At 64.1% G+C, this 11,846-nt stretch carries 12 protein-coding genes; 4 read left to right on the top strand and 8 right to left on the bottom strand.

The window, feature by feature from the left end; genetic code table 11:
• The first annotated feature begins 61 nt into the window (after positions 1-61).
• A complete protein-coding gene (locus tag EN808_RS28245) occupies positions 62-1,429 on the top strand; it encodes a cytochrome P450 (protein WP_135917334.1) in 1,368 nt (455 codons plus the stop codon).
• Between the two features lie 93 nt (positions 1,430-1,522).
• Here the strand turns inward: EN808_RS28245 and EN808_RS28240 are convergent, their stop codons facing one another.
• The 8 genes from EN808_RS28240 to EN808_RS28205 form a co-directional block, all read right to left on the bottom strand.
• The gene (locus EN808_RS28240; RefSeq protein WP_135917333.1) at positions 1,523-2,500 is read right to left on the bottom strand and encodes a complex I NDUFA9 subunit family protein; all 978 of its coding nucleotides are present in this window, start codon (positions 2,498-2,500) and stop codon (positions 1,523-1,525) included.
• Between the two features lie 110 nt (positions 2,501-2,610).
• Positions 2,611-3,063 (bottom strand): DoxX family protein, encoded by a 453-nt coding sequence (locus tag EN808_RS28235; RefSeq protein WP_135917332.1) that lies wholly within the window; start codon positions 3,061-3,063, stop codon positions 2,611-2,613.
• 196 nt (positions 3,064-3,259) lie between these two features.
• The gene (locus tag EN808_RS28230) at positions 3,260-3,541 is read right to left on the bottom strand and encodes a hypothetical protein (protein WP_127275826.1); all 282 of its coding nucleotides are present in this window, start codon (positions 3,539-3,541) and stop codon (positions 3,260-3,262) included.
• A gap of 241 nt (positions 3,542-3,782) precedes the next feature.
• Positions 3,783-4,784 (bottom strand): Ldh family oxidoreductase, encoded by a 1,002-nt coding sequence (locus tag EN808_RS28225; RefSeq protein ID WP_189524180.1) that lies wholly within the window; start codon positions 4,782-4,784, stop codon positions 3,783-3,785.
• A 127-nt stretch (positions 4,785-4,911) separates the two neighbouring features.
• Positions 4,912-5,721, bottom strand: coding sequence for an ABC transporter permease (locus tag EN808_RS28220; protein WP_135917330.1), 810 nt, complete (start codon positions 5,719-5,721; stop codon positions 4,912-4,914).
• Positions 5,721-6,386: an ABC transporter permease gene (locus EN808_RS28215; RefSeq protein ID WP_135862970.1), complete on the bottom strand. Its 666-nt coding sequence runs from the start codon at positions 6,384-6,386 to the stop codon at positions 5,721-5,723. Before EN808_RS28215 ends, EN808_RS28220 begins: the two co-directional genes overlap by 1 nt.
• A 204-nt stretch (positions 6,387-6,590) precedes the next feature.
• The gene (locus EN808_RS28210; RefSeq protein ID WP_127275823.1) at positions 6,591-7,388 is read right to left on the bottom strand and encodes a transporter substrate-binding domain-containing protein; all 798 of its coding nucleotides are present in this window, start codon (positions 7,386-7,388) and stop codon (positions 6,591-6,593) included.
• Between the two features lie 56 nt (positions 7,389-7,444).
• Positions 7,445-8,260, bottom strand: coding sequence for an ABC transporter ATP-binding protein (locus tag EN808_RS28205; protein WP_127275822.1), 816 nt, complete (start codon positions 8,258-8,260; stop codon positions 7,445-7,447).
• A 213-nt stretch (positions 8,261-8,473) separates the two neighbouring features.
• Here EN808_RS28205 and EN808_RS28200 point away from each other — a divergent pair, with 213 nt between their 5' ends.
• The 3 genes from EN808_RS28200 to EN808_RS28190 all read left to right on the top strand — a co-directional run bounded on the left by EN808_RS28200 (position 8,474) and on the right by EN808_RS28190 (position 11,648).
• Entirely contained in the window at positions 8,474-9,346 is an 873-nt protein-coding gene (locus EN808_RS28200) for a dimethylarginine dimethylaminohydrolase family protein (protein ID WP_135917329.1), read from the top strand.
• The gene (locus EN808_RS28195; RefSeq protein WP_167531483.1) at positions 9,343-9,987 is read left to right on the top strand and encodes a TetR family transcriptional regulator C-terminal domain-containing protein; all 645 of its coding nucleotides are present in this window, start codon (positions 9,343-9,345) and stop codon (positions 9,985-9,987) included. Before EN808_RS28200 ends, EN808_RS28195 begins: the two co-directional genes overlap by 4 nt.
• 80 nt (positions 9,988-10,067) lie before the next feature.
• Positions 10,068-11,648, top strand: coding sequence for a 5-guanidino-2-oxopentanoate decarboxylase (locus EN808_RS28190; protein WP_135917328.1), 1,581 nt, complete (start codon positions 10,068-10,070; stop codon positions 11,646-11,648).
• Positions 11,649-11,846: the final 198 nt, after the last annotated feature.

Below are 11,846 nucleotides of genomic sequence, written 5' to 3'. Positions count from 1 at the left end.
TTCGGTCACATGGACGCCCGGTGTGCCAGCCACTACATTGATGGGAGCAGCGGAGCACTTCATGGATACTCAGCCCGCCCCCTTCGTTCCTCCCGCCCCGAAGCCGCGCACATCGCCGCCTTCGACGCTGGAGATGATCCGCATCGTCTATCGCAATCCGCTCGAACTCTGGGGCGAGCCGACCTACAACGAACCCTGGATTTCGGCCAAGGGCGCTGGCGGGCCGCTGGTCATCGCCAATGATCCCGGCCTGATCCGCCATGTGCTGGTCGACAACGCCAAGAACTACAAGATGGCGACGGTGCGCCAGAAGATCCTGAGGCCGATCCTGCGCGACGGCCTGCTGACCGCCGAGGGCGAGGTGTGGAAGCGGTCGCGCAAGGCGATGGCGCCGGTGTTCACGCCGCGCCACATCTTCGGCTTCGCGCAGCCGATGCTGAAACGCACGCTGGAGTTCGTCACCCGTTACGAGTCTGGCGGCACCTCGGACATCGCCCATGACATGACGCTGCTCACCTACGACATCCTCGCCGAGACGCTGTTTTCCGGCGAGATCGCGGGCGAACCAGGCAGTTTCGCCAACGAGATCGATCGCCTGTTCGAGACCATGGGTCGCGTCGATCCGCTCGACCTGTTGCGCGCGCCCGACTGGCTGCCGCGGCTGACCCGCATCCGCGGCCGCAAGACGATGGCCTATTTCCGCAAGATCGTGACCGACACGGTCAGGATGCGCGAAGAAAAGTTCAGGCGCGATCCCGATGCCGTGCCCCAGGATTTCCTGACGCTGCTGCTCAAGGCCGAAGGCCCCGACGGGCTGACGCGCCCGGAAGTCGAGGACAACATCATCACCTTCATAGGCGCCGGCCACGAGACGACGGCGCGCGCGCTGGGCTGGACGCTGTATTGCCTGGCTGAATCGCCCTGGGAGCGTGACCGGATCGAACGGGAGATCGACCAGGTGCTGGCGCGCGAGCCCGATCCGACGAAGTGGCTCGACGCCATGCCGCTGACACGCGCCGCCTTCGACGAGGCGCTCCGGCTGTATCCGCCGGCGCCGTCGATCAATCGCGAGCCGATCGAGCCCGAAATGTGGAAGGATCTCTACATCCCCAAGTACGCTGCCGTGCTGGTGATGCCGTGGGTCGTCCACCGCCACAGGAAGCTGTGGGACAAGCCTGACGCCTTCCTGCCCGAACGCTTTCACCCGGGAAACCGTGAAAAGATCGACCGTTTCCAGTATCTGCCCTTCGGCGCGGGCCCGCGCGTCTGCATCGGCGCCAGCTTCGCCATGCAGGAGGCGATCATCGCGCTCGCCATACTTTTGTCCCGCTTCCGCTTCGACACGACTGCCGAAACAAAACCCTGGCCGGTGCAGAAATTGACCACGCAGCCGCAAGGCGGTCTGCCGATGCAGGTCACGCCTCGCTAGAGCAATTCCAGGAAAAGTGCGTAGCGGTTTTCCGTCCGGAATTGCGTAAAAACAAGAAGTTAGAGCGGGTCACAGAGGAGCTGTTGCGCCCCCTCACACTGCGGGCTTGCGCTGCTGGAACTGGCCGGCGGCGCGGAAGCGCCAGAGGTAGCTGGGGAGGATCGTCGCGATCGATTGCGGCTGGATGCCGAGCCCCGCCAGTGTCCGGTTCGCCTTGGCTGCTTCGTCCGAAACGATGTTGTGCTCGCGCAACTGCATCACCTGGTCCTTGGTCAGCAGCGGATTGGGCAGGAGGCCGAGGATCGAGGCCTGGATGTTTGCCACCCACCATGGCACCGGCACCAGCAGGCGCTTGCGCTCGATCACGGTGAGCAGTTCCTGCATGCACTCCTTGAAGGTGAGCACGTTGGGGCCGCCAAGCTCGTAGACCTGGCCGCCATCGATCTTGCCGTCGACCGAGCGCGCCACCGCCTCGGCGACGTCGCCGACATAGACCGGCTGGAACTTGGTGTGGCCGCCGCCGATCAGCGGCAGCACCGGAGAATAACGCGCCATATTGGCGAAACGGTTGAAGAAGCTGTCTTCCGGCCCGAAATTGATCGACGGCCGGAAGATCACGGTGTCAGTGATCGTCTCCAGCACCGCCTTCTCGCCCAGCGCCTTGGTGCGCGCATAATCCGATTCGGAGTCCAGATCGGCGCCGAGCGCCGAAATATGGGTGAGCCCGGCGCCGACGGAGCGCGCCGCCTCGGCGATCGCGCGAGCACCGAAATCATGCACGGCGGAGAATTTCTGCCGGCCGCTCTGATGCAGGATGGCGACGAGATTGACGACATGGTCGGCGCCTTGCACGGCGCGGTCGACCGACCAGCGCACGCGCACATTGGCCTGCACCGGCTGGATCTGGCCGACATTGCCGAGCGGCTGCAGATGGCCGGCAAGATCGGGCCTCCGGCAGGCGACCCGGATGCGATAGCCGCGCTTGGCCAGCGCCCGCACGACATGGCGGCCGACAAAGCCTGACCCGCCAAAGACGACGACAAGCTTTGGGGTCTGCAGGATTTCGGTCATGACGGGCTCCGGCGCGCGTTCCAGATGGCTTGGCTGAGCCGTTTCATAGTCCGTTTTGCGCCAAAGGCAAAGGGTGACGCGTCGTCGCTGCCGCCCTTCTTTCGGGTGTGTCAGAATGCCTTGCCGAGGCGGGCATCGACCGAGTGCCGGTTGCCGCCGCGAATGACGAAGAACAGCAGGATCGCGGCCCACAGGAGCGATTTTTCAGCGCCCGAGAAGCCCTGGCCCATGGTGACCCAGTGGAACCAGACGGTCACCAGCAGCACGAACAGGCCGGCAAAGGCGGCGGGCCGCGTCAGAAGACCGATGGCGATCAGGATGCCGCCGAAGAATTCGGCACAGGCCAAAAGCAACGACCAGAAGGCGCCGGGATAGAAGCCCAGGCCTTCGACCATTTCGGCGGCGCCGAAAGGGTTGGCGATCTTCTGCGAGCCGTGGATGGTGAGGAACGCGCCGGCGATGACGCGCAGCACGGTTTCGCCTGCATCATGCAGCGACGAATACAGCCGGCCAGGCGTCGGAATGATCAGCTTGCCGTGGGAGGGGTCGGTGGTCGCGGACATCGGAGCTCCTGTTTTGTGACAATGCCTTTCGCAAACGCCGGAGGGTTGCAACCAAGTCAAGTTAACAAAAGTTAACTTTTGAAATCATGTTTTGGCGTCACGAACGAGAAATGCAGAAAACCCCGCCGAGGCGGGGTTTTCCGGGTGACATCCATGAGGTGTCAGGGGCCGACGAGCGGCCTGACCTGAGACGGTATCAGGAGGGCGTGAAGCAAGTACGCCCACCCCAGCCCTGAACATCCGACATGGTGCCACCAACCTTCTTGCAGGCGGCGATGAAATCAGCGCTGCAGTTGGCGAATTTGGCGTGGCCGTTCTTGCAGTAGTGGTCCTCGGTGGCGCCGCCGCTCGGCGCGGTGATGACGCCCGGATTGGCCGGCTTGACCGGTGCGGCCTTCAAATCGGCCGCCTGCGTGGCGCCCATGAAGGAACCGAGCAGGAGGACGGCGGTCAGGATGGTGGTCTTGGTATTGGTCATGATGATCTTCCTTGATTCGAGGTTGTGTTTCCGGGACGCGAAGGGCGATGCCTTTCGCGCGGAGCAGACTTTCGATTGGATTTTGCTGTTCCCCGGTCTGGATCGGGCAAGCACGCCTTGCCCTGCACAAACGTTGGTCGCCCGAGCGTCGGAAAAGGTTCAGGGCAAACGCAAAAAAGCGCGCACAACCGCGCCTCGGGCGGGGAGGGTCATGTAACTATCTGAAAATAATAGAAATTATTCAGGCCGAATAGCGCTCGGCGAATTCGGAGATGCGCTGGATCACTGCTTTGGGCGCGGTGATGCCGCGCGCCTGCGCCTTCTCCGCCGCTTCGGCCCGGGCACGGCCGGGCACATGCACGCCATAGCGCCGGCGCAGTCGGTCGAGCTGGTCTTTCATGCGCTGCTCGAAATCGGGATCGAGCAGCTTGGGCTCGACCGCGAGCACGAACAGGCCGGTTCCCGGACTGTCGGGGCCGCCACTGAACCACGGCGCGTCGAGCGACCAGTTGGCGCCCGACAGGCCCGCCGCCAGCACCTCGACCATCAGAGCGATGTTGGCGCCGCGCTGGCCGCCAAAGGCAAGCATGGCACCCTTCATGGCGGCGGCTGGATCGGTCGTCGAATTGCCGCTGGCGTCCAGCGCCCAGCCTTCGGGGATCCGCTTGCCGTCTTCCGCGGCCTTGCGGATGTTGACGAAAGCGGTCGCGCTCGACGACTGGTCGATGACCAGCGGCGCGCCGTCGGCGGCGGGCGCGGCGAACGACATCGGATTGGTGCAGTAGACCGGCTTGACCGAGCCCGAGCCGGCCAGGACGGCCGGTCCATTGGTGGCGGCAAAGGACACCAGCCCCTGCGCCGCCAGCCGGCCGGTGAAGTAGCCGAGCGCCCCGCACGTATAGGCGTTCTTCTGCGAGAAGATGGCGACGCCGAACAGTCTTGCCGCCTTGGCGAGGTCGTCGATGGTACGGTCGAAGCCGGTATGCGCCAGCCCGCCGCGTGCGTCCGAGAAATAAATGGCCAGCGCCGGCCGGGTGATCACCGGGTCGGCATTGCCGTCGATGCGCCCGGCCTCGAGCGCTTCGAGGTAATCGATGAAATGCGACAGCCCGACGGCTGCAAGTCCTTCGGCCTCGGCGGCGATGATCGAGGCGGTGAGCGATTGCGCCGCCTCCTCATTGGCGCCGGCCCCAAGTGCCGCCATCCGGCACAGTCCTTTTGCCTGGTCGAGACTGAGTTGCATCATGACGGTCCTAAGGAATTAGGGAATAGGGAATTGTGCGCAGTGAATAGCGAACGGGGATGGAAATGTGAATGCGGAAGTGGCTGGCTACTCCCCTACTCCCCTACTCCCCTACTCCCCTACTCCCCTAACCTATCTTGACCGGGATCCGCGCCTCGATCCGGCTGAAGGCGAAGACCAGAATGCCGGTGATCGCCATATAGATCAACGCCAAGAGCAGCAGGGGCTCGTAGGTGAGGTAGGTGTCCTGCCGCACCTTGGACGAGACCGCGAAGATATCGATCACGCTGATCGTCGCCACCAGCGGCGTTGATTTCAGCTGCAGCACGGTCTCGCCGGTCAGCGTTGGCAGCGCCCGGTAGAAGGCTTGTGGCAGCCAGATGCGCCGGAAAATCTTCCAGCGGCTCATGCCGAAGGCGCGAGCCGCTTCCAACTGCCCCTTGGGCACGCCGGCAAAGGCGCCGCGCATCACTTCGCCCTCATAGCCGGCGAAGGACAAAGTCAACGCCAGCACGCCGTATGGCCATGCCTGCCTGAGATAGGGCCACATCCAGGATTCGCGGATCCATGGATATTGCGGGAACAGCGAGCCCAGCCCGTAATAAAGCAGCCATAGCTGGAGAAGCAGCGGCGTGCCGCGAATGATGGTGCAGAAGACTTTCGCCGGAGCCGCGACCCAGATCGAGCCTGCCGCCTGCGCCAGCCCGACGGGCACGGCGATCATGAAGCCGAGCGCGCAGGTGACGGCTAGGATCCACAGGGCACGCCAGATGCCCATCAGGCCCATTTCCCAATATTGCGGCAGCCAGTCCCAGCGCATGAAGAAGGCAGCCGACGCCACCAGCCCCACCGCGATGAGAATCAGCACGATGCGATGCGGCTGCAGCCAGAGCGAAGCGCGCGCCGCCGTATCGATCATGACTGTTTCACCGGTCATCAACGGGCATCCTTGATCGAAGGCATGCCACGCCGCGCCCATTTTTCGGCGCGGCCAAGCAGGAAGTTCGAAACCAGCGTCACGCAGAGATAGAGCACGCCGGCGGCGAGGAAGAAAATCAGATAGGCCTTGGTGACGCCCGCCGCCTGTCGTGTCGCCAGCGTCAGTTCGAAGAAGCCGACGACGGCCAGCAGAGCGGTGTCCTTGGTGGCGATCAGCCACAGATTGGCGAGGCCCGGAATGGCGAAAGGCAACATCGCCGGCAGCGTGATGCGCCGCAACAGAAGGCCGGGAGACATGCCGAAGGCGCGGGCGGCTTCGATCTGGCCCTGCGGAATGGCGAGGATCGCGCCGCGGATGACTTCCGTCGAATAGGCGCCTTGGACGAAGCCGAGTACGGCGATGCCGGCCACCAGCCCGCTTATGTCGACACGCTGGTAGCCCATGGCGGCCAGCACCTGGTTTATCAGGTCGGTGCCGGCATAATAGAGCAGCAGGATCAGCACTAGTTCCGGCACGGCCCGCACCACGGTGGTGTAGACCGCGAACAGGTCGCGCACCACCGGTCCGCCGTAGAGCTTGCCATAGGCGCCCCAGGTTCCAATCAGCAGGCCGACGATGGTGGCGCCGACGGCGATCTCCAGCGAATGCAGGAGCCCGACCAGGAGCGTCCCGCCCCAGCCGACGGGCGCGGGCGAGAGAAGTTCGACGATGCCGGCCGCGGAGGCCGGAAGAAAGGATTCGATCAGCGTCGCCCCCGGATTGCTGGCTCGATCCGCCGGCACCTGCGGCCGGCGGCGAGCATGCGTGGACAGGCCGGCTGGAGGACGGGAGCGTCAGCGCCCTGCCCTCCAGCCATGCGAGGGTCGTCAGTTCGACTGCGTGGCGCCGCCGTAAATGTCGAAATCGAAGTATTTCTTCGAGATTTCGTCATATTTGCCGTTGGCGCGGATCGCCTTGATGCCGGCGTTGATCTTCTCTTTCAGATCGGTGTCTTCCTTGCGCACGCCGGCGCCGACGCCCGGTCCGAGCACCTCGTCGTCAGGGGCCACCATGCCCTTGAGATCGCAGCAGGCCTTGCCCTGGTCGGTCTTGAGGAACTCCTTGAGCGCGATGGAATCGGCCTGCACCGCGTCGAGGCGGCCGGCGGCAAGGTCGTTGTTGGCTTCGTCCTGCGTCTGGTATTCCTTGATCTCGGATGCGGTCGGGCCGAAGTGCTTCTTGGCGTAGACGGCATGCACCGTCGACACCTGGACGCCGAGGACCTTGCCCTTGAGATCGTCGGGCGTGGCACCGAATTTCTGGTCCTTGGGGCCGATGATCGCGGTCGGCGTGTTGTAGTACTTGTCGGAGAAGTCGATGGTCTTCTTGCGTTCGTCGGTGATCGACATCGACGAGACGATAAGGTCGATCTTCTTGGTGGTCAGCGCCGGGATGATGCCGTCCCAGGCGACAGGGGTGATGACGCAGTCGAGCTTTTCCTCGGCGCATACGGCGTCGATGAAGTCGATTTCCCAGCCGACCCATTTGCCCGAAGCATCGGGCGAGGTGAAGGGCGCGTAGGGTTCGGCGGCGACGCCGATCTTGACCGGATCGGCCTTGGCCACGCCCATGGCGGCGACGCCGAGCAGCAGTGCCGCGGCCAATGTATTCAGAACAGTCTTCATTTTCAGAACTCCCAGTTTGTTGTTGGTTCCCGGTTTTCTTCCGTCCCGGCCTGTCCCTAGCCGATGTTGCGGATGAACTGCTTGAGCCTTTCGGATTTGGGCGCGCCAAAGATCTGCTCCGGCGGGCCTTCCTCCTCGACCAGCCCGTTGTAGAGGTAGACGACGTGGGTCGCGACCTCGCGGGCGAATTTCATTTCGTGGGTGACCAGCACCATGGTGCGGCCTTCGCGAGCCAGATCGCCGATCACCTTCAGCACTTCGCCCACCAGTTCGGGATCGAGGGCCGAGGTCGGTTCGTCGAACAGCATGACGCGCGGATTGATGGCCAACGCGCGAGCGATCGCGGCGCGCTGCTGCTGACCACCGGAGAGATAGGCCGGATAGACATCGCGTTTCTCGGCGAGCCCGACCCGCGCCAGCAGCTTTTCGGCCTGGGCGATTGCCTGGTCGCGCTTGACGCCCAGCACGTGCACGGGAACCTCGATGACGTTTTCGATCAGCGTCATATGGCTCCACAGGTTGAAGTTCTGGAACACCATGCCGAGCTTGGAGCGGATGCGTTCGATCTGCCTGCGGTCGGCCGGGATGGTGTGGCCGTGGCTGTCCGCCTTGAGCTTGATCTCCTCGCCATTGACCCGGATGATGCCGCTGGTCGGATTTTCCAGGCAGTTGATGCAGCGCAGCAGCGTCGATTTACCCGAGCCCGAGCCGCCGATGATGGCGATGACCTCGCCGTCGCGCGCCGACAGCGATACGCCCTTCAGCACATGCAGTTGACCGAATTTCTTGTGCAGGTTCTCGACATGGATGGCTTCTGCGGCGCTGTCCTGCACCTCGCCTGATGGGAGTTTGGCAGCTGCCACAGCGCTCACCAAAAGACCTCCATATGGCCGCAGGCGGTTCGTCGAACGTCTATCCGGCTAATCAACATACGCTGTACTGCCCCGCTCCAGACTTCAAGCATGGACCCAACAGAGCGAGCCCGTCAATCCCGCTCATTACGGCACTTGCGGCCTTGTTGTGCAAGTGTATAAATAACCTCTCATGAAATTTTCCCGATTTTTTTCAGCTTAAAAAGGGCATCGATGAGCGCTTTCGGATCACAGTCCATGGCGGCGCCGCTGCGGCGCGTGCTGATGCGGTCGGCGGCCAACGCCATGCGTGACGCCGACAGGGCCGCCTGGCACTATGGCCCGGGATTCAACCCGGCGAAAGCAGCCTCGCAGCACGCGGTCCTTGCTGAACTGGTGGCGGCCTCCGGCGCCGAGATCGAATGGATCGAGGACAGGGCCGACGGACTTTCGGATTCGGTGTTCACGCACGACCCCTCGCTGATGACCGACCGTGGCGCGCTGATCCTGTCCATGGGCAAGCCGTTGCGCGCCAGCGAGCCCTCGCTGCATGAGGAAACCTATAGAAGACTGGGCATTCCGATCCTTGGCCGCGTCGAGGCTCCCGGCCAGGTCGAAGGTGGCGACTGTGTATGGGTGGATGCCCGCACGCTGGTGATCGGGCGCGGTGTCCGCTCCAACCAGGAAGGCATCCAGCAGGTTTCCAACCTGCTGACGCCGTTGGGCATTTCCGTCTACGGCTTTGATCTGCCGCTGTGGCAGGGCGAAGAAGCGTGCCTGCATCTGATGTCGGTGATCAGCCCGCTGGCCGACGACCTCGCCTTGGTCTATTCGCCGCTTTTGCCGGCCCCGTTCTACCAGACGCTGAAGGCGCGCGGCATCCGGCTGGTCGAAGGCGACGCCGAAGAATTCGCCGCTTCCAACGGCCTCAGCCTGAACGTCCTGTCGACCAGCCCGCTCAAGGTCATCGCGGTCGCGGGCTTTCCCAGGACCAAGGCCGCGATGGAAGCCGCCGGCTGCACGGTTGAAATCTTCGAGGCGGATGCGCTCTGCATCGCCTGCGAAGGCGGGCCGACATGCCTGACGCGACCGATTCTGCGCCAATGAATGCGCGCCGTAAGTTCCGTCGCGAGGGCGAGGGGCGGCGGCGGCAGGATCTGATTGAAGCGACTTTGGACAGCGTGGCGGAATATGGCCTGCAGGGCGCCACCTTGCGCACCATCGCATTGCGTGCCGGCGTCACCGCCGGGCTTATCCGGCATTATTTCCCGGGCAAGGAAGAATTGCTGCAGGAAGCCTATACGGCGCTGGTCGGCCGCATGACCGAGCAGGCGAAAGCGGCACTGGTCATGGATGATGCCTCGCCGCGCCAACGCCTCGCGGCCTTCGTCACCGCCAACCTCAATGCGCCGATCATCGACGCGCGGGTGTTTTCGCTCTGGGCAACCTTCCTCGGCCGCGCCGGTGCCGATCCTGCCCTGGCCCGTGCCCACCGCGATGGCTACCTTGGCTTTCGCAACGAGGTGGAAGCGGTAGTGGCCGAAGTGCTCGCCGCCGAACAGCACAAGCCGGACGCAGGCGAGCTGCGCCACCATGCTATCGCGATCAACGCGATCATCGACGGGCTCTGGATAGAAGGCTGCCTGGCCGGCGAGATGTTTTCGCCCGGCGAATTGGCGGCGATTGGCATCAAGGCTGTCGAGGCCGAGCTCGGCCTCGCGCCGCTCAAGCAATTCCAGGAAAAATGAGAAGCGGTTTTCCCGGGAAAAGCGCGTAGCGCTTTCGCTTGGGAATTGCGTAAGAAACAAATAGACAGGGGAGTTAAGCAATGACCACCATCGGCGAAGCGCTCATTTCGCTACTCGAGGCTCATAGCGTCGACACCGTCTTCGGCATCCCCGGCGTCCATACGGTCGAGCTCTATCGCGGCCTGGCGAGGTCTAGGATCCGCCATGTCACGCCGCGCCACGAACAGGGCGCCGGCTTCATGGCCGACGGCTACGCCCGCGCCAGCGGCAGGCCGGGCGTCGCCTTCGTCATCACCGGGCCGGGGTTGACCAACACCATCACCGCCATGGGCCAGGCGCGCGCCGATTCGGTGCCGATGCTGGTGATCTCTGGCGTCAACGCCACCGACACGCTCGGCAAGGGGTTCGGCTTCCTGCATGAATTGCCCGACCAGCGCGGCATGATGGAGAAGGTAGCGCTGTTCTCGGAGCGCATCACCGAGGCCGCAGAACTGCCGGGCGCGCTCGCCCGTGCCTTCGCGTTGTTTTCGTCCGCGCGTCCAGGACCGGTGCATATCGAAATTCCGACCGACGTCATGGTGAAGCCCGCCAACGGTCTTGCGGCTGCGTTGAGCAATGCCGCCCCGCCCGCTCCGGACGCCGGGGCAATTGCCGAGGCGGCGAAGCTAATCAAGGTAGCGCGCCGTCCGATGATCCTTGCCGGCGGCGGCGCCAGGAAGGCGGAAGCTCCACTGCGGCGGCTTGCCGAAAGACTGGGCGCGCCGGTTGTCGAGACCACCAACGCACGCGGCCTGATGCATGGTCATCCGCTTTGCGTGCCGGCAAGCCCAAGCCTGAAAGCGGTTCGCGCGCTGATGGCCGAGGCCGATCTGGTGATCGCCGCCGGCACCGAATTCGGCCCGACCGACTATGACGGCTATGGCGACGGCGGCTTTGTGTTGCCTTCGAACCTGATCCGTATCGACATCGGCGCCGACCAGCTTGCGCGGCGCCCGGTGACGGTCGCCATCCAGGCCGATTGCGCCGTGGCGATCGAGGCCCTGCTTGCGGCGATCGATCCCGCCCACAGCGCCGGCGAAGACGGCCATGGCCGCGCCGCGGCGGGGCGAAAGGCCGCCTTTGCCGAGTTGAGTCCGGCCTATGCGGCGCAGGTGCATGCCGTGGAAATGATCCGCGATGCCTTGCCTGGTGCCATCATCGTCGGCGACTCCACCCAGCCGATTTACGCCGCCAACCTCTATTACGACCATGACCGGCCCGGCGGCTGGTTCAATGCCGCGACCGGATTCGGCGCGCTGGGCTATGGCCCTCCGGCGGCGATCGGCGCGGCACTCGCCGTGCCCGATGCCCCGGTTGTCTGCCTGACCGGCGACGGCGGCTTCCAATTCACCTTGCCGGAGATAGCCGTAGCGCTGGATTCCGAAGCGCCCGTCATCTTCGTCGTCTGGAACAACAGGGGCTATCGCGAGATCGAGACCTCGATGCTCGATGTCGGCGTGGAACCTGTCGGCGTGTCGCCGGCGCCGCCGGATTTCTGCAAGCTTGCCGAAGCCTATGGCATATCAGCCGAAAGGCTGGCCGACATCGACGCCTTGCCACAGGCGTTGAGGCACGCCCGGGCAACGGGACTGCCACGTGTCATCGAAATCACGGTCGTTTGAACCACCCAGCCCGGCCTTGGTCCCCGACCGGAAGCGGACCATTTGCCGGCTTGGTCTTGGAAGGCATGAGGCTTCGCTATTCGACGGTGCGCTGACGCATGCAAAGACGTGACGGCTGCCATGTCGAGATATCGGTTGAGTGATTGACTGAAAGGCGCGACGCTTCGCGTCGGCGCGGCTAACCAACGACAAAAGTCA

This window comes from Mesorhizobium sp. M8A.F.Ca.ET.165.01.1.1 (assembly GCF_004792065.1).
Taxonomy (GTDB): domain Bacteria; phylum Pseudomonadota; class Alphaproteobacteria; order Rhizobiales; family Rhizobiaceae; genus Mesorhizobium.
The sequence above is the reverse complement of the archived record's forward strand: the minus strand, read 5'-3'. Positions and strand labels throughout refer to the sequence as shown.

Coding starts and splice junctions, on each gene's coding strand:
- EN808_RS28245 (WP_135917334.1), top strand. CDS start 62: ATGGATACTCAGCCCGCCCCCTTCGTTCCTCCCGCCCCGAAGCCGCGC.
- EN808_RS28240 (WP_135917333.1), bottom strand. CDS start 2,500: ATGACCGAAATCCTGCAGACCCCAAAGCTTGTCGTCGTCTTTGGCGGG.
- EN808_RS28235 (WP_135917332.1), bottom strand. CDS start 3,063: ATGTCCGCGACCACCGACCCCTCCCACGGCAAGCTGATCATTCCGACG.
- EN808_RS28230 (WP_127275826.1), bottom strand. CDS start 3,541: ATGACCAATACCAAGACCACCATCCTGACCGCCGTCCTCCTGCTCGGT.
- EN808_RS28225 (WP_189524180.1), bottom strand. CDS start 4,784: ATGCAACTCAGTCTCGACCAGGCAAAAGGACTGTGCCGGATGGCGGCA.
- EN808_RS28220 (WP_135917330.1), bottom strand. CDS start 5,721: ATGACCGGTGAAACAGTCATGATCGATACGGCGGCGCGCGCTTCGCTC.
- EN808_RS28210 (WP_127275823.1), bottom strand. CDS start 7,388: ATGAAGACTGTTCTGAATACATTGGCCGCGGCACTGCTGCTCGGCGTC.
- EN808_RS28200 (WP_135917329.1), top strand. CDS start 8,474: ATGAGCGCTTTCGGATCACAGTCCATGGCGGCGCCGCTGCGGCGCGTG.
- EN808_RS28195 (WP_167531483.1), top strand. CDS start 9,343: ATGAATGCGCGCCGTAAGTTCCGTCGCGAGGGCGAGGGGCGGCGGCGG.
- EN808_RS28190 (WP_135917328.1), top strand. CDS start 10,068: ATGACCACCATCGGCGAAGCGCTCATTTCGCTACTCGAGGCTCATAGC.